Raw genomic sequence first — 23,708 nt, forward strand, 5'->3', positions numbered from 1 at the left:
ATTGCGTCAGCATTTCGGGGCGAAAATACCGCTCGTGCAATGCTTGGCATGAACCAAGTAGTGGCCGTCCCGCGACCCGGCCCTGTCATGACTGAACTCGCGGCTATCAGAGCCATTTTAAGCTGACTGTTTTAACGAAAGAGTACGGCCGGACTGAGCGGGGTTCTGCCCGACTGCTTGACGGTAAATCATCGGCAAGGCGGACGTAAACGTTGAGCAGATACTTGTATCTTCGCAGCCATTCGCGTCACGGATAGGGCCCCGTTCAGCTCGTCACGGGTTTGCGTAAAGGTAGGCTGCGATGTCCCGAGCCTGCGTTTCCGATATTCCCGTGATGGGCATCGCGGTTCGCGGGTTCAGGGATTTCGGGTCTACGATCCAGCGAACGAGGTTCTCGGGCGTATTCGTGACTACGCCACCGATATAGACGCGCTCGGCCAGCCCGCGCAGAGGCGGGCCAACCCGGCCGCTGGGGCCTGCGACACCCGGAACGTCATGGCAGCCGGCACAGCCATAAGTGATCATCAGGGCCGGTGCACGTGCGGGATCGCCGCCGGTCAGTCCCTTGGCGAGGTCCACCCGAGCTTGCCCGCGCTCGATCCGATGCACGACGATTCCCACCACGGAACCGATCGCGGCGAGACCGGCGGCAAGGACGATCCATCTACGTCGCATAGGATCGCCGCGTGGGACTTGGGTGCCGTGTGGAACTTGGGTGCCGTATCCAGAGCCCCATCAGGATCAAGGCGGCAGCCGTATAGACCAGACCGGCGGGAACCCACATGACGAGCCCGGCCAGCTGCTGGTCCTCCAGGGGAGTCAGTCCCCATTCGGCGGCGGCAGCGGTTTGGCGTGGATACCAGAGACGGGGCGAGACCGTGAGCAGCACGCCAAGCAGACCGGTATGGAGGCTCGTCAGGAACAGGTAGACGAAGGCCGCGCCAAAACCGCGGCGGCGCGCCGGTCCTCGCAACAAGGCCCACCAGAACATCAGGGCCGACATCAGGAAGCTGACATGCTGCAGCCAATGCGCGAGCGGGCTGACGAGAACGAGGTCGTACACTCCCGGCATATGCCAGGCCCAGAGCGCGACGGCATGAATGAGCGTCGCCGCCAGAGGTAGGCTGACGACGCTCCAGGCGCCCGCAAGACCAAGCCGTTGCGGCAGTCGAACGACCGGTCCGCGCCAGCGGGCGGGCAAGGCCCAGAGCATAGCGCTTCCAGGCCGCGCCAGCACGATCAGGGGCGCGGCGATCGCCATCAGCAATTCGTGCTCGATCATATGCGCCGTGAACAGGCGCTCGCCGAGCCAATGCAACGGCGAGAGCAGTGCGAGGGCGAGCACCGTCCATCCCGACCAGAAGCACGCGACCTGCCAGCGTCGCACACCGCGCCCGTGGCCGGCCCGGCGCCACAACCGGACGGTCCCGATGAGGAACAGGATGGCGCTGCCATAGAGCGGCAGGATGACCCGCAGATCGCTGGTCCAGGCCGCGCCCGTGGCCCAGAGTTCGCCGAGATCGCCGCCATGAGCGGAGGCGCTGCGCGGAAGGAGCATGGTGGCGAGCCCGAGGCCGATCGCGGCGGCAGGTCGGCTCATCGCTCGCATCCATCGAACACGATCCCGGCGACGCCGTGGACCGCGATGACCAGGGCGAAAAGAAGGGAGACCAGGATTCCGATGATTGCGACCAGGCGATGTGGTCGTCCGCCCTCGGGCGGGTCGAGGGGGGCCGCCCTCGACGCATCGGGCATCGGAACGGTCCCGATACCAGCCGCCCTGGACCGCCCGAACGCTCGCCAGGACAGAAAGGCGCCCGCGAGACTGATCATCATCAGCGGAAAGGCGACGAGCGGCACGGCCCGTAGGCCATGGGCACAGGTCCAGGGGACCATCGCGTAGTTCGCCTGCGTGCTCACGAGCCAGGCCGCCGGGCCCGCATAAAGGCCGGCCGATGGCAGCCCGCGCGCGAGCAGTTTCCGTACGGACGACGTCACCACCGGGGGAGCCAGTACACGACGAGGTAGATCGGCAGCCACGAGGCCACGACGAAATACCAGTAGAAGGCATTGTCGCTCACGTCGCTGAAACGTCGTCCCTTGGCGCGGCCCTTCGCATGGTGCGTGAACATCAGGACGGTGAGGACGAGGGTGTCGCCGGCATCGGTGACGAGATGCGTGAGGTGAAGCGCGAGCAGGACCCAGGTGATCGAGCCGTAGGCGTTCTGGTCCCAGCGGACACCCAGACCGGCGAACTCATAGAGCCGCAGGCCGAGGGCGGCGAGCGCGATGAGCGACATCAGGATCAGCCCTCGCCGGACCCGGGGAAGATCCTCGTGATGGGCATCGCGATCGACGATGGCGTTGGGCCACAGGCTCGCCAGCAGCAATGCCGTGTTGAGCGTGCCCGCCCAATGATCCGGCGCTACGGGTGCGAGCGGCCAAGCCTGGTTCTGCTGGACGAGGTAGAAGTAGGTCCCCAGCGCCAGCGCGAAGGCCATTCCCTCGGTGACGAAGAAGCCGAGGGTGCCCCACCACATCGGGCTCTTGGGCCCGAACCCATAGGTTGGAAGTTGCGAGAGGTCGCGGACGATGCGCGCCGGCGCGACGGAGGAAAACGGCGGCGGGTCGCGAGGCGGGAGGGTCATTCCTCGTCCTCCGGCGTGTCCTTGGGCCAGAACCAGGCGATGAGGGCCGCAGCGATCGGGATCGCTCCCCAGAGGACGGCGTAGGGCGTGAAAATCGACCCTATGAAGGTGGTGCCGACGACGAGAGCGGCGACCAGCGGCCAGATCGAGGGGGCGGGCGAGGTCTCGCGCAGTTGCGGCTCGGCCTCCGACACGCTGGTGACCACCAATTCACGGTAGCGCGTGCTCAGTCCCGTCACCACCGGCAGTCCCTGCCGCTCCGCCCAGAGCGGTTCGCGATGGGTCACGAAGGGAATATGGTCGAAGTTCTGCGGTGGCGGCGGCGAGGCCGTGGCCCATTCGAGCGTGCTGGCGCCCCAGGGGTTCGGGCCCGCCACCGCGCCGTGACGACGACTCGCGACGACATTCCAGAGGAAGACGACGAAGCTCGCCAGCAACAGGAGGGCGCCCGCCGTCGAGAGCATCTGGAGGTTCGCCCATCCCATCTCGGGACCGTAAGTATAGACGCGCCGCGGCATACCCATCAGCCCGCTGATGTGCATCGGAAAGAAGGTGATGTTGAAGCCCGTGAAGGCGAGCCAGAAGTTCCAGGCGCCGAGTCGCTCAGACAGCATCCGGCCGGTGAATTTCGGGAACCAGTAGTAGATCGCCCCGAGGAGCGGAAAGACGTTGCCGCCGATGAGCACGTAGTGGAAATGCGCCACGACGAAGTGGGTGTCGTGCACCTGGGTGTCGATCGGCACGGAGGCGAGCATGATGCCCGAGAGGCCACCCGCCACGAAGATGAAGAAGAAGCCCATCACGAACAGGAGCGGTGTGCGCCAGATGGGGCGTCCATCCCATAGCGTCGCGATCCAGCAGAAGATCTGCAGCCCGTTGGGGACAGCGATCAGCATGCTGGATGCGGTGAAGAAGGCCGCTCCCAGTTGTGGGAGTCCCGTCGTGAACATGTGGTGGACCCACAGCCCGAAGGAAAGGAACCCGGTGGCGACCAAAGAGAGGACGAGCGCGAGGTAACCGAAGATCTCGCGGCGCGCGAAGGTCGGGATGATGGCCGAGACGAAAGCGGTTCCCGGCAGGAAGATGATGTAGACCTCGGGGTGGCCGAAGAACCAGAACAGGTGCTGATACAGCAGCGCGTCACCGCCCTCGGCCGGGTTGAACAGATGCGTTCCGATCAGCCGGTCGAGGATGAGAAACGTCGAGGCGATCATCACCGCAGGCAGCGCGAAGATGATGATGAACGAGTTGATGAACAGCGCCCAGACGAAGAGCGGAATACGGTCGAGGCTCATGCCCGGCGCGCGCTGCTTGAGCACGGTGACGATGATCTCCACCGCCACGCAGAGTCCCGACAGCTCCGTGAAAGTGATCATCTGCGCCCAGACGTCGGCGCGCTTGCCGGGCGAGTATTCGGGACCCGCCAGGGGGACGTAGGCGAACCAGCCGACATCGGGGCCGATGTTGAGCAGGAAGGAGATCCACAGGAACATCCCGCCCGACAGGTAGATCCAGTAGCTGAAGGCGTTGAGGCGCGGGAAGGCGATGTTGCGGGTGCCGACCATCAGCGGCACGAGGTAGACCGCCATGGCTTCCCCGATCGGCACGCCGAACAGGAACATCATGGTGGAGCCGTGCATCGTGAAAAGCTGGTTGTAGGTGTCGGGCCCGACGAGCTTGCCCTCGGGCCGCGCCAGCTGCAGGCGCATCACGATGGCGGTGAGACCGCCCAGGAACAAGAACAGGAAGGCAGTGGCGATGTAGCGGCGACCGATCACTTTGTGGTCGACGCTGGAGAGCCAGCCGATGATCCCCTCCCGGGTGCCCCATATCCGGGCAAGCCGAGCGGTGAGGGCCGGGCCCTCGCGCGCCACATCGGGCGGGTCGCCGATGGCGGTGGTGGCCTCGCTCATTTGAGGCCCTCGAGGTAAGCCGAGATGGTGTTGATCTGATCGGGGTCGAGCTTGACCAGAGGCATGTTCACGCCCGGCTTGATGCCGTGCGGGTCCACGATCCAGGCCGCGAGATTGCCGCGGCTCATCGGCAAGGTGGCGGCGCCAAGCGTGCTGCGCGAGCCCAGATGCGTGAGATCCGGGCCGATGCGGCCGGCGGCCCCCGTCCCGCGAATCTGGTGGCACATGGAGCAGGGGGCGGCGGTGAAGGCGGCCTCGCCTGCGCTGGCAGCGGCGCTCGCCGGCTTGATGCGGGGTTGGACCTGCGCGTCCCGCCAGCGGCCGAAGACCTCCGGCTCCTGGGCGATCACCAGCATACCCATCTTGGCGTGCTGCAGGCCGCAGAACTCGGCGCATTGGCCGCGATAAGTGCCCGCACGGTCGGCGGTGAAACGGAGGGTGGTGCTGCGCCCGGGGATGAGGTCCATCTTGCCCATCAGGCTGGGGGCCCAGAAGGAATGAATGACGTCCGTCGATTCGAGCTTCAGCAGAACCGGCACGCCCACCGGCACATGAATCTCATTGGCGGTGGTGAAGCTGCGGCTGGGGTCGGCAGCCTCATATTCGAGCTCCCACCACCATTGATGGCCGAGCACCCGAATGGTCAAGCCAGGGGCCTCGGACGCGGACAGGCGCCGCTGCCCGGCATAGCTGAGGCCGGTCAGGACCAGCACGACCAGCCCGGTGGCGACGGCCAGTCCGGCCACGAGGGCGGCTGTCCGGTTTTCGCGACTGAGATCGACGCCGAGCGGATCGGCATCGAGAGCGCGGCGCGCCCGCAGGCTCGCAAGCAGCGCCAGCATCACCGCGAGCCAGATCGCGAAGAGGATTCCGGTGAAGACCCAGAACAGCCAGAGCAGGTCACGGGCCTGGGGGCTGACAGGGTTCAGGGGGGACTGCATGAGGTTGCAGCCGGTCAGAGGCAGGATGGAGACCAGGGCCAGGCCATGCCGGGCGGGGAGCGACGCGCTCATTGCGGCATCTGCCCGGACGGCGGGACGATGCCGCCGGAGACCGGTGGGCTCGGGCTGGTCCGGTTCTCGGAAGGGTGCGGGTGCAGGGTGTCGCTCCGGGCGGGTGCTGCGCTCGCCGGAGCGTTGCCGCTCATCGACCGGACATAGGCGGCGAGCTGCCAGATCTGGTCTTCCGTGGCCCGTCCCCGGAAGGACGGCATGCCGTTCGGTCGCCCTTCACGCAGCGTCTGGACGATGTTCTCGATGGAGCCGCCATAGATCCAGCGATCGTCCATCAGGGCAGGGCCCATGCCGCCGCCGCCTTGGCCGTGGCAGCCGTTGCAGTTGAACCAGGTGAACAGCTTCTTGCCCTGGCTCATCTGGTAGGCGTTGCCCTCGAAAAGCCGGGCCTTGCCGCTGGTCTGGACCATCGGCCCGGGCTCTCCGGGCGAGAGCCCGACGAGGGCGACCTGCTCCTGGCTTTCCGATCCGACCGGGCTCGGCCGAGCCTCCCGCTCCTCGCGTTGGCAAGCCGTCAGAACGATGCCGACGAGGATCAGGGCGGGCAGACGCGCCGTCATCGCGCCGCGACGGGTTGCGCGACCGCCTCCTCGGCACGGGGCACGTGGTACTCGGCCAGAATCGCGTCGATCTGCTGGCGACGCCCGGCGAGGGACGCGCCGACTTCCTGGCGGAGCGCCTCGTCCTCCCGACGCACGCCCATGACGATGTCGAAGACCATCGGACGCATCGGGCCGTCGATCAGCGGCGAGACCGGTGTGACTCGCAGCCGGACATCGGATTGCGCCGCGAAATACCCGGCCATCGGCCCCCAGGCGATCGCCACATCGATCTCGCCCTTCGCCACAGCGTCGATGATCCGAGCCGGCGGGTTGGGTTCGGCGTAATCGCCGGTCAGCACGAAGCCGCGGACGTTGTCGGTTAAGCCGCGCCGGGCGAGGGCCTGGCCGGGCGGAGTGGTCGCCGCATCGTTGCCGGCCAGCTGCACCCCGATCCGGAGGCGGGCCAGGGCCGGGTCGTCCAGGGAGGCGACCGCCGGCCCATCCGCACGCGACACGAAGACGTAGGCGGAACGATAATATGGCCGCGTCGGACGCAGTCCCCCGAGCCCTACCGGCATGCCGGGAACGAGATCGCATGTCCCGGCGCGGATCGTGTTGCGCAAGAAACCGCGCCGCTGCGCCCACCAAGTATAGGCGACGGTCGCCTTCAGATCCCTGGCGATGAGTTCGACGATGCGGTTCTCGAACCCTTCACCGCGCTCATTCGAGAAGGGCAGGTTGTTAGGATCCGCGCAGACCCGCAGCTCACGCGCCTGTGCGCCGGATGCAGCAACCGTCGCCAAGCAGCAGAGGAGGGATGCCCCGCTCTTATGGGAGGGCGAAATCATAGAGCATTCCCCCCTTGGTGGTGGCCTCCTTGAGGTCTCGCATGGCGTTGAGGAAGCCGAGGGCACCGGTGCCGTCGCGCGGGTCGAGATCGGCGGAAACGACGACGCCCGGCCAGCCTCCGACGCCGGACAGGATCGCCACGTGCTGGCGCCCGTCCGGACCCCGATAGGTGGTCGGCTGCCCGATGATCCCGGAGCCGGTCTTGAACTGCCAGACGACCTCGCCCGTCCTGGCGTTCACGGCTTTGAACCAGCCGTCCATGGTCCCGTAGAAGGAGACGTCGCCGGCGGTGACGAGGGTTCCGCTCCAGACCGGGAAGTTTTCCTTGATCGACCAGGCCGCACGTTCGTTGGCGACGTCCCAGGCGGTGTAAACGCCCCGGTGGCCACCGGGCCCCGGCTTCATCCGCGTCTCGGAGCCGAGATAAGGCGTGCCGGCGATGTAGTTCGCCTGCATGTGCTCCTCGTCCATGCAGAGATTGGTATGCGGCATGTAGAGGAGGCCGGTCTTGGGAGAGTAGGCCGAGGGGCTCCAGTCCTTGGCACCGGAGGCGTTGGGGCAGATGTCGCGCATCACCTTGCCCATCTCGGGCTTCTTCTCGGGAATGTATTGCAGACGACCGGTTTTTAGATCGACGCCCGTCGTGGTCGTGATGGCGTGGAATGGCTTTGCCGAGAGAACCTCGCCGGTCACCCGGTCGAGGATGTAGACGTAGCCGTTGCGCTCCGGCCGGACGAGCACCTTCCTGGGCTGCCCTTGCCAGGTCATGTCGAGCAGGATCTGCTCGTTGATCCCGTCCCAATCGTAGAGATCGTGCGGGCTCCACTGGTAGAACCAGCGCGCCTGACCCGTTTCCGCCTCGCGGGCGAAGATGCCGGACGTCCACTTGTTGTCGCCGGGCCGCTGGTCGGCGTTCCAGGGACCGGGATTGCCGGTGCCGTGATAGAGGAGATCGAGATCGGGGTCGTAGGAGAGCCACCCCCAGACCGTGCCGCCGCCCTGCTCCCAGGCCTGGGGCGGCCACGACGTCACCCCGAGATCCTGGCCCTTGTCCATGTCGTAGAACGGCTTGAACGCAGGCCCGATCAGCACGTCCTTGTCCGGCCCCGTATTGAAGGCCTTCCAGGCGACCTTGCCGCTTTGCTGGTCGAGCGCCTGGATCCAGCCGCGCACGCCGAATTCGCCGCCTGAATTACCGACGAAGACTTTGCCCCTGGCGACGAGAGGCGCCATCGTCATGGTCTCGCCGATGTGGATGTTACCGACCTTCGTCTTCCACGCCTCACGCCCGGTCTCGGCATCGACCGAGACGACGTTGCCGTCGAGGGTGTTGAAGAAGACATGGCCATCCGCGAAAGTCGGCCCGCGATTGACCACATCACAGCATGCGACGCCCTGGGACGCAGCCTCGGGCTTCGGATTGTACTGCCATTTCAAGGGCGCGCCCGGCTTCGTCAGGTCGAGTGCGTAAAGGATGTTGGGGTAGGGCGAGAGGACGTACATCGTCCCGCCGATCACGAGTGGTGACGATTCCTGACCGCGATTGACGCCCACCGAGAAGGTGAACGTGACGCGCAGGTTTCCGACGTTCTCCGGCGTGATCTCGGAGAGTTCACTGTAACGGGTGCTCGCGACATTCTTGGCCGGCATCGTCCATTGGCCGTCGTCGGGAGGCGCTGCGGACGAAGGCGGAACCGGAAATACCTTGGCGGAGCCACTCGGTTGAGCCGATGCGATCGTACCCTGGGCTGATCCAGGCGTCCCCGGCGTCCAGAGGGACACAAGAAGCAGAGCCGAAACGATGCACCTGTTCACTTCAAACTCGCGGGTCTCACGGCGCAAAGAGTATGAGAGATCCTTATGAACGCTGATATTATAGCCTGCATTGACCTTGGTTAATGCCGTTGATGGCGTCTGGAAGGCACCGCTCTCGATTCGCCGGCTCGACGGAGGGCGCCTTCGTGAAGGCCGCTCCATCCGGTAATCCGGTCCGGCCCGCCATGCTGGGTGCCAGATACAGATAGGTCGGATCGAACCCGACGAGTTCGCTCACGGCTCGCCAGTTCTCGATGACGAGTTCATCACCTGTCAAAGAAATCAGGCCGCGGGCTCTCAAGTCTCGCAGGACCTGACCGGCATCGCCCGCCGTGAGTCCGGTGGCATCGGCAAGATCTCCCGTGGTCAGGGGAAACCTGCAGCGACCATCCTGCGCCAAGCCGATGGCGGTGAGCTTCGTGTAGATCTCACAGAGCAGATGGGCGATCCGCCCCGTCGAGGAGCGTCGGCCGATATTGACCATCCATTCGCGGAGGATCGCAGCGTCGAGCAGAGTATCCCGCCAAAGGGCCGCCGCGATGGCAGGAAAATGCTCTGTCAGACCACGCAGAGCGTGATGGGGAATGAAGGCAACCGTGCATTCCGTCAGGGCGCCGAGGCTATGCTCCATCGCCGGCAAATGGAGCTTTTGCAGATCGGGGATATCACCTGGGAGATGCAGGGACAGGATCTGTCGCCGACCGTCCTGCAGGGTTTTGAAACGGCACGCCCACCCGTCGAGGATGACGGAGCATTGCGATGAACCGTGACCCTCGGACGTGATGTCCTCGCGAGCAGCGAGGCGGCGGTATGTCCTGGGTAATCCTTGGATGGCATGGCGCTCATCCTCGGACAAAGTCATGACATTCATGAGCTTGCGGATCAGCGGCATCGGATCACTGGCGGTTTTGACGCTCGACGGAGCGCCGCCTCTGCCACCCGCGGAGAGACAGCGAGCCTGCACGCACGACCACGCACCGTCGGCGGACTATCTCAACCGACTATCACCCCCGATCCAGCCGAGCGTTAAAATAGATTGGCATCCGCGCAAAATCATCCCTCAACAATGATAAGCACATATTTTAATAAGTGTTGTCGTCATCGAATTTTCGTCGCGCAACCCGTCTCGGCCGCGAGACTCTGTGATGGTCGACAGGGGGCACGGTCATCCATCGCCCCTTTCGCCATACGGGCGCCAAATCAGGGCTTCCTCCGTCACGCGGCATACAACGACATCTCCACGTGACAGCATCCGTCGCCACCGATCTTTCACCAAGCTTCGCCGCGCCGATTGATTCAGGTTGTTGTTCTGCCCCCCGCACCTCCGGAGAATGGCGTTGCTCCTTGTGGGCAGGCTCGGCGATGGCCTGCGATGGAGCCGTGAACCCCTCTCGAATGTGCGGCGACAATGGGGAATCGAGCGGCGCGGCGCGTATCGGGGGTAACTTTCAGGACGGATGACGGGATGACGATAGCATCACCGGTGAGCCGGGATACTTGCCTCGATTGCCTCGTGATCGGCGGTGGTCCGGCAGGATTGACGGCGGCCTTGTACCTGGCCCGGTTCGAACGCCGCTTCCTGGTCGTCGATTCCGGTCAGGCGCGAACGTCCTGGATCCCAACGAGCCACAATATTCCGTTCTTCAGCGCAGGAATATCCGGCCCGGAGATCCTGACGCGCCAGCGCGAGCACGCTTTCCGCTTCGGTGCGAAGATCGTCGACGGGACGGTCACGAAGCTGGAAAGACACAACGGCCGTTTCATCGCTACGGTCGAGGGCGGGGTCGCCCAACACCAGATCCGCGCGCACCGCGTGCTGCTCGCCACGGGTGCCGACGACATCGAGCCGAACCTGCCGGACCTGCCCGACGCGATCCGGCGCGGGCTCGTGCGGTATTGCCCGATCTGCGATGGCTACGAAGCGAAGGACAAGCGGATCGCCGTCATCGGCTATGGCGACCGCGGCCTCGGCGAGGCCGTCTTCGTCGCTCGAACCTATTCCCGGGACGTCACCCTCCTGACCCTCGGCCAGGGCATGGCGCTCGACGCGCGCCAGCGCGAGCAGGTGGAACGACATGGGGTCACGGTGGTGCACGAGCCGGTGCTCGGCCTCGACATCGGGGACGGCCGGATCACCGTGCTGCGAACGGCGGACGGCGCGGAGCACCGTTTCGAGGTGCTCTATTCGGCCCTGGGTTTGACGATCCGCTCCGAACTCGCCCTCGCCATGGGTGCCCGTCATGACGGGACGGGTGCCCTGATCGTCGACGAGCACAACCGGACCACGGTGCCGGGTCTCTATGCGGCCGGCGGCGTGGTGCGGGGCCTCGATCAGGTGGTCGTCGCCATGGGCCACGGAGCCATTGCGGCCACCGACATCCACAACCGCTGCGAATTACCGACCGAAGAAGAAGCGGATGGCGGCGCAGCGGTCTCTGATTGAGCCTCCCGTCGGAGGTCGCGATCCGGCCCCTCAGGCGGGGCTCGGCGCGGCCAGTTCATGGCCCGCCGACGGGCGCGCTCGCCCGTCGCGCCGCGACACCTCCGCATCGATCCGCCGGAACGTCGCCAAAGCCTGCCCGACGATCTGGTCCATGTTGTAGTAACGATAGGTCGCCAGGCGTCCGACGAACCAAACCCTCTGCTCGTCCAGGGCCCGGCGCTCATACCGCTTGTAGAGCGCCTGATGCTCGGCGCAGGGGATCGGATAGTAGGGCTCACCCTCCGCGACCGGATATTCGTAGGTCAGCGCAGTATGAGCGTGCTGCTGCCCCGTGAGATGCTTGTACTCGGTGACGCGCGTGTAATCCTCGGTCTGGGGATAGTTGACCACCCCGACGGGTTGGTGCCAAGGCACGTCTCGCGTGACATGCTCGAAGCGCAGGCTGCGATAGGGCAGCGGGCCGTAGCAGGTGTCGAAGAAGGCGTCGATCGGTCCCGTGAAGATCGTGCGGCAGGCCCGCACGGAACGGCTGAGGCTCCGGTAATCGGTATCGAGAGCCAGGGTGATGTTCGGATGATCGAGCATGGCGGTGAACATCGCCGTGTAGCCATGCTTGGGCATCGCCTGGTAGATGTCGTTGAAGTAGCGGTCGTCTCGGTTCGTCCGCGTCGGCACGCGTGCCGTCACGGATTTGTCGAGCTGTGAGGGATCGAGCCCCCATTGCTTGCGCGTATAACCACGGAAGAACTTTTCGTAGAGTTCGCGCCCAACTGTGGAGACAACGACATCCTCCGCCGTCCGGATCTCCTCCACCGGCTCCGCCCGTGCCGCGAGCCACGCTTCGAGCTGTGAGGAATCGAGATCGAGCCCGTAGAGCCGATTGATCGTGTCGAGGTTGATGGGGATCGGAACGCGCTGGCCATCCACTTCGGCCAGTACACGGTGCTCGTAGGGGCGCCACGCGGTGTAGCCTGAGAGATAGTCGAACACGGATTTCGCGTTGGTGTGGAAGATATGCGGCCCGTATTGGTGGATCAGCAAGCCATCTTTATTCAGGCAATCATAGGCGTTGCCGCCGATGTGGTTGCGCCGGTCGACGAGGAGGACTCGCTCGTCGCGCTCCCGTGCGATCCTCTCGGCCAGGACACTGCCCGCGAAACCCGCTCCAACGATCAGCCAGTCATACATCGCTTTCAAGCCCTCATGCAGCGGCCCGACGCCGTCGCCCGGGCGGCGGCGTGGAGAGGCGCGCGACAAAGTGGAAAAGGAAGATCAGGCCGTCTCGCGGAGCGGCGGCGAATAGGAAGCAAGTATCGGGATGCCCAGGGCGGCCATGATTTTCGCCTCCATGTCGGCCCAGGTCCGCTCCCAGGAACCGCCCGCGAGGCGAGTATCGACCTGGGTGAGCCAGGGCTCTCGCGGGCGCGCCATCAAGGCTTCGGCTGCGAGGACGGCCTGGATCGGCGTTTCGGCAATCTCGACGAGACCGATCTCGCCGTAGCTGCGCACCACGTCGACGATCGGCGTCGAGACGACTGGCAGTCCGGCGGCCAGGAACTCTGGCGTCTTCGTCGGGCTGATGAAGCGTGTCGAGGCGTTGAGGGCGAAGGGCATCAGGCCGAGATCCCAATGCGCCAAGTAGTCCGGAAGCTCGGCGTAAGACTTCGGCCCGAGCCAGTGGATGTTCGGCCCTCTCGGCAATCCGGCCGGATCGATCTTCACCACCGGACCGAGAATGACGAACTGCCAGTCCGGCCGCAGGTCGGCGAGTTCGGCAAGGAAATCGGCGTCGAAACGTTCATCCACGACGCCGAAGAACCCCAGGCGCGGATGCGGGATCGCAGCCTGATCGGCAGGGTCAGCCGTGACGCTTCCCCGAGCGCGGGCGAAATGCGCCGCATCGACCGAGGATGGGAAGCAATGGATGTTCGGATGCCGGTCGCATTTGGCGGCATGGAGGCTATGCCCGCCGGTGAAGACGAGGTCGGCCTGTCCCAGCAGAGCCGTCTCCTGAGCGACCAGCGTATCCGACGCACCCTTGAAGGCCGACAGCTCATCCATGTTGTCGTAGAGCGTCAGATCGCGCGGTAAATCGGAAGTGAAGGCGATGGCAGCCGGCGTATAGTACCAGAAGATCCGCGTCGTATGGCCGAGGGCGTCCAGTTCTTGTGTGAGGAGGCCTTGCAGGATCGAGACGGCCTCACGTGCATCCGCGGGATCGATGACCGGGACGAGGAGCTGCAGGGACGGCCCAATCCGCTTGCGCTCCAGCCGCGCCACGGCTCCCGCCTCGAAGATGGGCTCCTCGATGAAGACGACATCGAACCGTTCCGACGCATGGCTGAGAAGATGCTGAGGACGCTGCCAGACGAAATTCCAGCGTAGATGTGAGAAACAGACCAGCAATGGGCGAGCATCGCTCTGCGACGCGCCCCGATACTCGAAGTCGAGGCGCGAATGCCGCAACGTCGGGATCGCATTGATGGCGGAAAGTCCCTGTCCAATAGATGAAGGCGGCGTCGGTCCAGCTTCTTGCTTCACAGATGAATTCCCTCCTCAACTCCACCAGCCATCGCTCAAGCGAAGCAGCACAGGCAGATCAGGATCAATAAAAAACCAATATTTTCAGCTAAACATGCCGTCTATCGCATAAGTTAATGATATTACCGTGGCCGATGCATATTATTATTCGAATAACATGTGACATCTTTTCAGATATCGGGTCATGATTAGTATGAAACCCGACAAATGCCTAAACCGGCGGTCGCGGATTGGACGATGAATTCATCAGCCGCACCCCCTGAACTGTGGGGTGGTTTCGAATGTACGGTTGCCCGGATTCAAGACCGGTTCCGCGATCAGATCCGCGAGACCGGCCATCGCTGGCGCATGGGGGATATCGATGCCGTCGCGCGGCTCGGAATCCGTACCCTGCGCTATCCTCTTCTGTGGGAGACGGTCGCCCAGCATGATCCGGATGCGCGGGATTGGTCCTGGCACGATGCGCGGCTGGCCCGTCTGCAGCGCCACGGCATCGTCCCGATCGTCGGCCTGCTTCATCACGGTAGCGGCCCGCGCTACACCAGCCTCCTCGATCCGGCCATGCCTCGCCTGTTGGCGGATTATGCCGGCTCGGTCGCCAAGCGCTTCCCCTGGCTACACGACGTCACGCCGGTCAACGAACCGCTGACCACGGCGCGATTCAGCGGTCTCTACGGCCATTGGTACCCTCACCTGCGCAGCGAGGCCGCTTTCCTGCGCATGGTCGTCAACCAATGTAAGGCGACCCTCCTCGCCATGCGGGCGATCCGCCGGGTGATCCCGGATGCGCGCCTCGTCCAGACCGAAGATATCGGGCGGACCTTCAGCACACCCGCCCTCGCCAACCAGGCGGCCTACGAGAACGAGCGACGCTGGCTCAGCCTCGATCTCCTCTGCGGGCGGGTCGATCGTACCCATCCCTGGTTTCGACGCCTCATCGATCATGGCGTCCCGTTGGATGATCTGGCCCTTCTCGGCGAGGGGGAAGGTGCGCCCGACATCATCGGTGTGAACCATTATCTCACGAGTGAGCGCTATCTCGACGGTCGGCTCGGCGCGTACCCGAAGGATCTGCGGGGCGGAAACGGCCGCCAACGCTACGCCGATGCGGAGGCCGTACGCGTCGCCCTCTGCGACGGCGGTACGGGTCCCGCCGCCCGCCTCACCGAGGTCTGGCACCGCTACCGCACCCCCATGGCGATCACCGAGGCGCATCACGGCTGCAGCCGGGACGAACAACTGCGCTGGCTGGCGGAGCTTTGGAATGCCGCCACGGCTCTCCGTATGAAAGACATTCCGGTCAAAGCCGTGACCCTATGGTCCCTCATGGGAGCGGTGGACTGGAACAGTCTGCTCGTCGCCCGGGCCGGAACCTACGAGCCCGGCGCCTACGACATCCGGGCACCGCTGCCCCGCGCGACGGCCTTGGCCAAAGCCGCGGCATTGCTCGCGCGCACGGGACGGTTCGATCATCCGGTCCTCGACATGCCCGGCTGGTGGCGCCGACCGTCGCGCTATTACGACAAGCCCGTCGACACCCCTCCGGTCGCCCATTCGGAGCGGGCCAGGCCTGTCCTGATCCTCGGTTCCGACGGCGCGCGGGCGCGCGGTCTGGCTCGCATATGCGAGGAGCGTGGTCTCCGTCACATCGGCGCTCCGGCCGCGTTCGGAGAGGTATCGGCCCTCGCCGAACTGATCGCCCTGCACGGAGCCTGGGCGGTGATCGACGCCGCCGGCCTCGATATCGATGCGGCGGCAAGGCGTTATCCCGGCGGAACGCTTCTCGTCGATGCCGGCCGGGCAGGGCGGGTCGCCTCCGCCTGCACCTCAGCGGACATTCCACTCCTGGTTTTTTCCAGCGACCGGGTTTTCGACGGCAGCCTCGGTCGCCCCGCCTGCGAGGCCGATCCGGTCAGGCCCGAGGGCCTCTATGCGCAAAGCGTCGCCGAGGCCGAAAGGCGCATCCGGTCCCACGCCCCGCGCGCCTTGATCGTGCGGCCCGGCCTCGTCTTCGATGCGCCCGAACCGGCCAGCGGATCGGAGCAGTTTCTCGGAGCCCTCGGGGAGAGCGGCGGAAGACTGCCCCGGCCGACCGAGATCCTGTCCCTGAGCTACCTGCCGGATCTCGCCCATGCGGCGCTGGACCTCCTCATCGATGGCGAGGCCGGGCCCTGGCATCTCGCCAATCGCGGTGCGGTTCTGCGTGACAGCTTTGCCGCGGAAATCTCAAGCCTTCTGTCGAGTCCTGCGCCGCCTGCCACCCAGGGTGGAGCGCCGACCACCAACCGAGCCCTGACGAGTTCACGGGGCCTCCTCATGCCGACCCGGATCAGCGCCATGCAGCGCCTTCGCGACGCCCTCGGCGCCACTCCGCCGCTCCCCGCGCGCCAGGCCGCGGAATGACCGGCGCCGTGAGCGTGTTCCGCGAGGAACCGGCATGCGGGAGGGCGCGCGCGATCACCCCGACGCCGTTTCTCGGCGGGTTCGAATGTTCGACCCATCGCCGCGCCGATGGACGCCGCCTCGATCTGATCGCCGCTACCGGCCACGACATCTGGGCGGCCTCCGATTACGCGGCCTTGCGAGCTCGCGGGCTGGGCGGTGCCCGCGATGGCCTGCGTTGGCACCGGATCGAGGCCGCCCCTGGCTGCTACGACTGGTCGAGCGCCCTGCCGATGCTGCGGGCGGCCCGTGACAGCGGCCTGCGGGTGATCTGGGACCTCTGCCATTACGGCTGGCCCGACGACATCGACATCTGGTCGGATGCCTTCGTTGCCCGCTTCGCCGACTTCGCCTCCCACGCCGCACGGGTCGTCGCTGCCGAGACCGACGGGACACCCGCCTTCTGTACCGTCAACGAGATCTCGTACTGGGCCTGGGCAGGAGGCGACGTCGCCCGCATGGCGCCCCTGGCACTGGAACGGGGGCCGGAGCTGAAGCGACAACTCGTGCGAGCCTCCATTGCCGCGACGAGGTCCATCCGGGAGGTCGTGCCGGACGCACGCTTCCTCCATGCCGAACCCCTGATCCATGTGATTTCCGGGCATCCCGAGGGCGAGGCGGCCGCGAACGCCTACCGGAGCGTGCAATACGAAGCCCTGGACATGGTGAGCGGACACCTCTGTCCGGAACTCGGCGGTGATCCTGGCTGCCTCGATATCGTCGGCGTGAACTTCTATCCGGACAACCAATGGGTCCATGGCGGGGGGACGATCCCCCTCGGGCACCACGCCTACCGGCCCCTGCGCCACATGCTGGCCGACGTACATGCCCGGTTCGCACGCCCCATTCTGGTGGCCGAGACGGGCGCCGAAGGCAGCGCCCGCCCTGCCTGGCTGCATTACGTCTGCGGCGAGGTCCGGGCCGCCCGCCGAATGGGCGTTCCGGTGGAGGGAATCTGCCTCTATCCGGTCGTCGACTATCCCGGATGGGACAACGAGCGGCCCTGCGCGGTCGGTCTGTTCTCGACGCCCGATCCCGATGGACGACGGTCCTGCGACCCGGACTTCGCCGCGGAACTCGCCCGCCAGCAGGGCCTGTTTGCGGACACATCAGGTACCTCATGACGGACGCTCCCTTCGTCTCCCCGCACCTGTCCGGTCCCGGCCGGTTCATCCTGCATCACATCTCGCGCTGGCGTTGGCATTTCGGCCTGCTCTTCGCCCTCGTGATCGCCTCGGCGGCCTGCGGCGTCGGCCAGCAATACGTGCTCAAGCGGTTCGTCGATGCGATGACGCTGCCATCCGACGCCGCGTCGGCCGTCACCGGGGTGCTGATACTGTTTCTCGGCCTGATCGCCGCCGAGAGCCTGCTCGCCCGGCTGACCGGTTGGCTCGCCTGCCGCACGACGGTCGGGGTCGGGGTCGGCCTGCGCCTCGAACTCTTCGACGAACTCAGCGCGCAATCGATGCGTTACTTCGCCGAGAACCTCGCCGGTTCCCTCGGCCAGCGCATCACGGCCACGGCCGGCAATTTCGGAGCGCTGATCAACACCCTGATCTGGCGGATCATTCCGCCGCTCGTGGATGTCGGCGGGGCCGTGATCATCTTCTCCACCATCGACCTCGCGCTCACGGCGGCCCTCCTCGTCTTTGTCACCGCCGTGACCCTTGGCCTGATCGTGTTCGGGGAGCGCGGCCGGCCGATTCATAGGGCCTATTCTGGGGAGGCGGCGACCGTGGCCGGCGACCTCGTCGACACGATCACCAACATGTGGACGGTCAAGGCCTTCTCGGCGCGCCGCCGCGAATGGATGCGCCTGCGGACCGGCTTCGAGGCCGAGGCCGCCGCCCAGCGACGGAGCTGGATGTATCTCGAAATCGCCCGTCTCCTCCACGACCTCGCCCTCTGGGTGATGGCGGCCGGCATCCTGACCTGGGCGATCGTTCTGTGGGGGCGAGGGCAGGCGAGCCCCGGCGACATCGTGATGGTCGCGAGCCTGACCTTGCGCATCCTGCACAGCTCGAAGGACATGGCCCTCTCGCTCGTGGACGTGGCGCAGCAATTCGGCTTCATCGAGGAAACCCTGGCGGTCATCGCCAAGCCCCGGACGGTCCGCGACGCGCCGGGCGCTCCCGCCCTGCTTTGCAGCGCCGGCCGGATCGAATTGCGGGATGTCTCCTTCGCCTATGGACCGGGCGCGCGCGCGCTCGACGGTGTCAGCCTGACCATTCCGGCCGGGCAGAAGGTCGGGATCGTCGGCCCTTCCGGCGCGGGCAAGTCGACGCTGATTCAACTCCTGCAGCGCCTGCACGACGTGGAGAGGGGGGCCATCCTCATCGATGGGACGCCCATCGACTCCATCACGCAGGATTCGCTTCGCGATGCCCTCGCGGTGGTGCCCCAGGACATCAGCCTCCTCCATCGCAGCGTGATGGAGAATATCCGCTTCGCCCGCCCACATGCCGACGACGCGGCCGTCTTCGCCGCCGCCCAGGCCGCGGCCTGCGACGGTTTCGTCCGGCGCCTGCCGCAGGGCTATCACACGATCGTCGGCGAGCGCGGTGCCAAGCTCTCGGGCGGCCAGCGTCAGCGGATCGGCATTGCACGCGCCTTCCTGAAGGATGCTCCGATCATCCTGCTCGACGAGGCGACCTCCGCCCTCGATACCGAATCCGAGATGGCGATCCGGGCCGCCCTGGTGCGGATCATGCGCCACCGGACGGTCGTCAGCGTGGCCCACCGGCTCTCCACCCTCACGGGTTTCGACCGCATCCTCGTCATCGACCAGGGCCGTGTAGTCGAGGATGGCAGCCCCGCCTTCCTGCGCCACGCCGGCGGCGTCTTCGAGCGGATGTGGCGGCTACAGGCCGAGGGACTTCCCGACGACCGCCATGACGCCGGCGGTGCCGAGGCGGCGGTGGCGGAACACGCCCATCCCGCCTGATACCCAGTCTCGGTGAGGTCCGGCGGACGGGCCTCGACAAATCAGGCTCGTCCAGGCGCTGTGCGAGCCGGACCGTCGAACGCCGACCGGTTCGGGCTCCCCGTCGATCAGATCAGCATCCACAGCAAAAGGTCGGCCGCGATCGCTGTCACGACACCGAGCGTGAGGCCGAGGCCGAACTGAAGAGCGGCTATGATGGGACGGTCGCCGTTCACGTCCTGTCCAACCTGCTGCGTGGTTGCGGGATCGGGCGCATGGCCGAGCGGCGGTGGACCTAATGATGCTTCGGCGCGGAAGGGGTCTGCGGCATCATGTTGTGGTTCATGTTGTTCATGATCCAGATCGAGCCCCCGAACAGAAGGATGACGATCAGGACGCCGAAGGCCAGGGCCATCACGTTGTTGGTGTTGTCCGGCCCGGTGGTGATGTGCAGGAAGAAGACGAGGTGGACACCCATCTGGGCGATGGCGAAGACGAGGAGCGCCACCGGAATGGCCGGGGCCCAGACGAAGTTGGCACGCAGGATCGCGAAGGACGCGGCGGTCAGCAGCGAAGCCAGGACGAGCCCGATGAAATAGCCGCGCAGGCCCTTGCCGATATCCTCCCCGCCGAACTCGTCCCCGGGCGCGGTATCCGTCTCGTGGCGATTCTCGGCGCTCATGCGATCGACCCCATCAGGTAGACGACGGTGAATACGGCCACCCAGACGATGTCGAGGGCATGCCAGAACAGGGAGAAGCACATGACCCGGCGCAGGATGTCGGGCCGGAAGCCTTTGGTGGCGACCTGCGCCATCATGGTGAGGAGCCACAGGAGGCCGGCGAAGACGTGCAGGCCGTGGCAGCCCACGAGCGTGAAGAAGGCCGAGAGGAAGGCGCTGCGGGTCGGCCCCGCGCCCCGATCGATGAGGTCCGCGAATTCCCGGAGTTCAAGGGCGAGGAAGGCCGCGCCGAACAGGAACGTCACCGCCATCGCGGCCTGGAACATCAGGTGCCGCTTGGCCGTGAGCGCCAGGCCGGCGATGCCGCAGACGAAGCTGGAGACCAACAGGAAGGCGGTCTCTATCGCGACGTTGTCGAGGTCGAAGAGCTGCGCCCCTGTAGGGCCGCCCGCGGTGCCCGTCTGCAGCACCGCGTAGGCCGAGAAGAAGGCCGCGAACATCACGATGTCGCTGAGGAGGAAGATCCAGAACCCGTAACCGACGACGATCCGCTTGGGAGAAGGGCCGCCGGTTCCCCGGCCCGTCGCCGTCGCGTGGCCTTCGCCCGACCGGGCATGGTGGCCGAGATGGTGAGGGTCCGTCCGGATCCGGGCCTGTGCCGGGAGAGCGAGGCCGTCCGTCATGCGGCTCTCCGCCGTGCGTTTTCCAGGGCCTGCATCCGGGTCGCGCGGTTGGCGCGGTTGATCCGTGCGACGCGGTCGGCCGGGATCTCGTATTCGAGCCGGTCGCGCCAGGCGAAGACCACGAAGGTCGCGAAGGCGCCGGCGATTCCGAAACCGGCCAGCCACCAGATGTGCCAGATCATGGCGAACCCGATCAGTGTCGCGAAGAAGGCGCAGATGAAGCCGGTGGGGCTGTTGAGCGGCATCTCGACCGGCTCGTAATCCGGCTCCTCGCGCAGGCGCGCCTGCTCGCGAGCCCGCTGCTTGATGGTCCAGTAGGCTTCTTCGCCCTCCACCCGGGGCATCACCGCGAAGTTGAACACCGGCGGCGGCGAGGCCGTCGCCCATTCGAGGGAGCGTCCGTCCCAGGGGTCGCCGGTGAGGTCGCGCAGGCTCTCCCGCCGCCGGATGCTGACCACGAGCTGGACGATCTGGCAGATCACCCCGATGAGCATCACCGCGACGCCGAAACCGGCGATCAGGATCCAGGGGCGCCAGCCTTCGATGTCGTAATGCTGCATGCGGCGGGTCATGCCCATCAGGCCGAGCACGTAGAACGGCGTGAACACGATGACGTAGCCCGCCACCGAGAACCAGAACGCGACCTTGCCCCACCATTCGTCGAGCTGGAAACCGAACGCTTTCGGGAACCAGTAGGTGTAGCCGGCGAACGCCCCGAACAGCACGGCGCTGACCATGACGTTGTGGAAGTGCGCCACCAGGAACATGCTGTTGTGAAGCACGAAATCGGCGGGCGGGATCGCCAGGAGGACGCCGGTCGCACCGCCGACCACGAAGGTGATCATGAAGGCGAGCGACCACAGCATCGGGGTCGTGAGACGAATCCGGCCGCCATACATGGTGAAGAGCCAGTCGAAGATCTTCACGCCGGTGGGCACCGCGATGATCATCGACGTGATGCCGAAGATGCCGTTGACGTCGCCCCCCGCGCCCATCGTGAAGAAGTGGTGCAGCCAGACCATGAAGGCGAGGACGAAGATCGCCATGGTGGCGCCGACCATGGAGCGGTAGGCGAAGAGCGGCTTGCCCGAGAAGGTCGAGATGACCTCGGAGAAGATGCCGTAGGCCGGCAGTGCGAGGATGTAGACCTCCGGATGCCCCCAGGCCCAGAAGAGGTTCATGAACATCATCGAGTTGCCGCCGGACTCGTCCGTGAAGAAGTGGAAGCCGAGGTAGCGGTCGAGGGTGAGCATCGCGAGCGTCGCGGTCAGGATCGGGAAGGCCGCGACGATCAGGAGGTTCGAGGCGAGCGAGGTCCAGCAGAACATCGGCATGCGCAGGTAGCTCATGCCCGGCGCCCGGATCTTCAGGATCGTGGTCACGAGATTGACGCCGGACAGCAAGGTGCCGATGCCGGAGATCTGGATCGCCCAGAGATAGTAATCGACCCCGACGCCGGGTGAGTAGGTCGTCTCGCTCAAGGGCGGCGAGGGCCACCAGCCGGTGCGGGCGAACTCGCCGACGACCAGGGATATGTTGACGAGGAGCGCCCCTGTCGCCGTGAGCCAGAAGCTCACCGAATTCAGCGTCGGAAAGGCGACGTCGCGCACGCCGAGCTGCAAGGGGACGACGAAATTCATCAACCCGACGATGAACGGCATCGCGCCGAAGAAGATCATGACCGTGCCGTGGGCCGAGAAGATCTGATCGTAATGCTCGGGCGGCAGATAGCCGGGGGATTGGTAGGCCAGCGCCTGCTGCGTGCGCATCAGGATCGCGTCCGAGAAGCCGCGGATGAGCATCGCCAGGGCCAGGGCGCAGTACATGACGCCGATGCGCTTGTGATCGACGCTGGTGATCCATTCCCGCCAGAGATACGGCAGGTGTCCGCCGATCACGATCCAGGCCAGGACGCCCAGGACGAGGAGGGCGACCACGCCGGAGGCGACGAGGGGAAGCGGCTGGCTGAGGGGAATGGCCTCCCAGGTGAGCTTGCCCAGCATGTCTACGATCCCCCCTTGGGCCGGACGTTCGGCGGCGCGCCGTCCGCTTTCTCAGTCGGCCCCGGCCCGGGAGGGACGGTCTGGTCGACGATCCCCTGAAACAGTTCGGGATCGATGTCGCCGAAGGTCCGGGGCCTGTCCGCGATGCTCTGCTGGGCCAGCGCGCCGTAGGCCGCCTTGTCGAGACTCGAACCTACGCCCCGGGCCGAGGCGACCCATGCGTCGAAACCGGCGGGCGAGACCGACTTCATGGTGAAGTTCATGTCCGAGAATCCGTCGCCGCTGAAATGGGTCGACAGGCCGAGATGGTCCCCCTCGCGGTCGGCCAGCAGGTTGAGCCGGGTGACCATCCCGCGCATCGTGTAGATCATGCTGCCGAGGCCGGGGACGAAGAACGAGTTCCAGACGCTGCTCGAGGTCAGGTGGAACTGGATCGGCGTATCGACGGGCACGACGAGCTGGTTGACCGCGGCGACGCGCTGTTCGGGGTAGATGAACAGCCATTTCCAATCGAGCGACACGACCTGAACCTGGATCGGCTTCTTGTCCGAGCGGATCGGAACGGCCGGATCGAGATCATGGGCGCCAATCCAGGCGATCCCGCCGAGGAAGATGATCGTCAGCAACGGGATCGACCAGACTACGAGTTCGATACGCCCCGAGAAGGCCCAGTCCGGCCGGTAGCGCGCCTTCGGGTTCGATTCCCGGTACCACCACGCGAAGATGACGGTGGCGATCATCGTCGGCACGATGATCGCCAGCATGATGACCGTCGCGATCAGCAGGATGTTGTTCTCTGCGGCGCCGATGGGTCCCTTGCTGTCGAGGATGCTCGGCTGGCAGCCCCCGAGGAGGAGACCTATTCCGATGGCTGGTGAGGCGGCACGGATGCGCCGTCGGATCGTCGGCGAAGGGAGCTTCGCCATCATGCGCATGCCGCTGAGTCAGCCAACGATCAGCCTCGTCCTTGCCGGAATTCAACGAAGACTTGCGCAGTTCAATCGGGCATACAACAACATGGGTTGAGGCCAAATGAGTGCTGCTAAGTATTTGAATTAACCCTCATTACTTTCGTCGAGGTCGGATCAGGTCGTCATCGGGGCGATGCCGTGAGCGAGGCCCGGATGCCGGTCGGTCCCGGCAGGATGTCACGAGACACCCCCGTCATCCCGGCGCGTGGCCGAGCGGCAGCGGGGCTCACCGGCCGCAGC

Annotated in this window: 20 protein-coding genes; 4 read left to right on the top strand and 16 right to left on the bottom strand. The window is 65.7% G+C overall.

From position 1 onward, the window contains the following. Positions 1-273: 273 nt before the first annotated feature. The 10 genes from ACYQOP_RS10030 to ACYQOP_RS10075 form a co-directional block, all read right to left on the bottom strand. Positions 274-675, bottom strand: coding sequence for a c-type cytochrome (locus ACYQOP_RS10030; RefSeq protein ID WP_461222285.1), 402 nt, complete (start codon positions 673-675; stop codon positions 274-276). Next, positions 665-1,600 carry a cytochrome c oxidase assembly protein gene (locus tag ACYQOP_RS10035; RefSeq protein WP_461222286.1) on the bottom strand — a complete coding sequence of 312 codons (936 nt, stop codon included), beginning with the start codon at positions 1,598-1,600 and terminating at the stop codon, positions 665-667. The genes ACYQOP_RS10030 and ACYQOP_RS10035 overlap by 11 nt, the downstream gene beginning before the upstream one ends. After that, positions 1,597-1,998 (bottom strand): hypothetical protein, encoded by a 402-nt coding sequence (locus ACYQOP_RS10040; protein ID WP_461222287.1) that lies wholly within the window; start codon positions 1,996-1,998, stop codon positions 1,597-1,599. The genes ACYQOP_RS10035 and ACYQOP_RS10040 overlap by 4 nt, the downstream gene beginning before the upstream one ends. Then, positions 1,995-2,648 (bottom strand): cytochrome c oxidase subunit 3, encoded by a 654-nt coding sequence (locus tag ACYQOP_RS10045; RefSeq protein WP_461222288.1) that lies wholly within the window; start codon positions 2,646-2,648, stop codon positions 1,995-1,997. The genes ACYQOP_RS10040 and ACYQOP_RS10045 overlap by 4 nt, the downstream gene beginning before the upstream one ends. Next, positions 2,645-4,561: a cytochrome c oxidase subunit I gene (ctaD, locus tag ACYQOP_RS10050; RefSeq protein ID WP_461222289.1), complete on the bottom strand. Its 1,917-nt coding sequence runs from the start codon at positions 4,559-4,561 to the stop codon at positions 2,645-2,647. Before ctaD ends, ACYQOP_RS10045 begins: the two co-directional genes overlap by 4 nt. Further along, a complete protein-coding gene (gene coxB, locus ACYQOP_RS10055) occupies positions 4,558-5,574 on the bottom strand; it encodes a cytochrome c oxidase subunit II (RefSeq protein ID WP_461222290.1) in 1,017 nt (338 codons plus the stop codon). The genes ctaD and coxB overlap by 4 nt, the downstream gene beginning before the upstream one ends. Then, positions 5,571-6,134, bottom strand: coding sequence for a c-type cytochrome (locus ACYQOP_RS10060; protein ID WP_311276693.1), 564 nt, complete (start codon positions 6,132-6,134; stop codon positions 5,571-5,573). Before ACYQOP_RS10060 ends, coxB begins: the two co-directional genes overlap by 4 nt. Continuing rightward, the gene (locus tag ACYQOP_RS10065) at positions 6,131-6,964 is read right to left on the bottom strand and encodes a substrate-binding domain-containing protein (RefSeq protein WP_461222291.1); all 834 of its coding nucleotides are present in this window, start codon (positions 6,962-6,964) and stop codon (positions 6,131-6,133) included. Before ACYQOP_RS10065 ends, ACYQOP_RS10060 begins: the two co-directional genes overlap by 4 nt. Continuing rightward, positions 6,945-8,702, bottom strand: a complete 1,758-nt coding sequence (locus ACYQOP_RS10070) for a PQQ-dependent dehydrogenase, methanol/ethanol family (protein ID WP_461225277.1) — start codon at positions 8,700-8,702, stop codon at positions 6,945-6,947. The genes ACYQOP_RS10065 and ACYQOP_RS10070 overlap by 20 nt, the downstream gene beginning before the upstream one ends. A gap of 136 nt (positions 8,703-8,838) precedes the next feature. Continuing rightward, positions 8,839-9,672, bottom strand: coding sequence for a Crp/Fnr family transcriptional regulator (locus tag ACYQOP_RS10075; protein ID WP_461222292.1), 834 nt, complete (start codon positions 9,670-9,672; stop codon positions 8,839-8,841). 573 nt (positions 9,673-10,245) lie between these two features. On the opposite strand from ACYQOP_RS10075, the gene ACYQOP_RS10080 reads away from it, so the two are divergent. Further along, entirely contained in the window at positions 10,246-11,223 is a 978-nt protein-coding gene (locus tag ACYQOP_RS10080; RefSeq protein ID WP_461222293.1) for an NAD(P)/FAD-dependent oxidoreductase, read from the top strand. Between the two features lie 30 nt (positions 11,224-11,253). On the opposite strand, the gene glf is transcribed toward ACYQOP_RS10080, so the two are convergent. Both glf and ACYQOP_RS10090 read right to left on the bottom strand, forming a co-directional pair. Beyond that, positions 11,254-12,411, bottom strand: coding sequence for a UDP-galactopyranose mutase (gene glf, locus ACYQOP_RS10085; RefSeq protein ID WP_461222294.1), 1,158 nt, complete (start codon positions 12,409-12,411; stop codon positions 11,254-11,256). Positions 12,412-12,495: 84 nt separating this feature from the next. Further along, positions 12,496-13,764: a glycosyltransferase gene (locus ACYQOP_RS10090; RefSeq protein ID WP_461222295.1), complete on the bottom strand. Its 1,269-nt coding sequence runs from the start codon at positions 13,762-13,764 to the stop codon at positions 12,496-12,498. A 237-nt stretch (positions 13,765-14,001) separates the two neighbouring features. Here ACYQOP_RS10090 and ACYQOP_RS10095 point away from each other — a divergent pair, with 237 nt between their 5' ends. The 3 genes from ACYQOP_RS10095 to ACYQOP_RS10105 are packed head-to-tail and all read left to right on the top strand — an operon-like array spanning position 14,002 to position 19,150. Further along, positions 14,002-16,167, top strand: coding sequence for a family 1 glycosylhydrolase (locus tag ACYQOP_RS10095; RefSeq protein ID WP_461222296.1), 2,166 nt, complete (start codon positions 14,002-14,004; stop codon positions 16,165-16,167). Then, the gene (locus ACYQOP_RS10100) at positions 16,164-17,330 is read left to right on the top strand and encodes a beta-glucosidase (RefSeq protein ID WP_461222297.1); all 1,167 of its coding nucleotides are present in this window, start codon (positions 16,164-16,166) and stop codon (positions 17,328-17,330) included. The genes ACYQOP_RS10095 and ACYQOP_RS10100 overlap by 4 nt, the downstream gene beginning before the upstream one ends. Further along, entirely contained in the window at positions 17,327-19,150 is a 1,824-nt protein-coding gene (locus ACYQOP_RS10105) for an ABC transporter ATP-binding protein (RefSeq protein ID WP_461222298.1), read from the top strand. Before ACYQOP_RS10100 ends, ACYQOP_RS10105 begins: the two co-directional genes overlap by 4 nt. 274 nt (positions 19,151-19,424) lie before the next feature. Here ACYQOP_RS10105 and cyoD read toward each other — a convergent pair whose 3' ends face one another. From cyoD to cyoA, 4 genes are read right to left on the bottom strand one after another with little or no spacing between them, the layout of a single operon-like run. Then, positions 19,425-19,811: a cytochrome o ubiquinol oxidase subunit IV gene (gene cyoD, locus ACYQOP_RS10110; RefSeq protein WP_419951340.1), complete on the bottom strand. Its 387-nt coding sequence runs from the start codon at positions 19,809-19,811 to the stop codon at positions 19,425-19,427. Next, complete coding sequence (gene cyoC / locus ACYQOP_RS10115) at positions 19,808-20,494, bottom strand: cytochrome o ubiquinol oxidase subunit III (protein WP_461222299.1); 687 nt, start codon at positions 20,492-20,494, stop codon at positions 19,808-19,810. The genes cyoD and cyoC overlap by 4 nt, the downstream gene beginning before the upstream one ends. Next, a complete protein-coding gene (locus ACYQOP_RS10120) occupies positions 20,491-22,497 on the bottom strand; it encodes a cbb3-type cytochrome c oxidase subunit I (protein WP_461222300.1) in 2,007 nt (668 codons plus the stop codon). Before ACYQOP_RS10120 ends, cyoC begins: the two co-directional genes overlap by 4 nt. A gap of 2 nt (positions 22,498-22,499) precedes the next feature. After that, positions 22,500-23,423 carry a ubiquinol oxidase subunit II gene (gene cyoA / locus ACYQOP_RS10125; protein WP_461222301.1) on the bottom strand — a complete coding sequence of 308 codons (924 nt, stop codon included), beginning with the start codon at positions 23,421-23,423 and terminating at the stop codon, positions 22,500-22,502. Positions 23,424-23,708: the final 285 nt, after the last annotated feature.

Source organism: Methylobacterium sp. CM6247, from assembly GCF_054817925.1.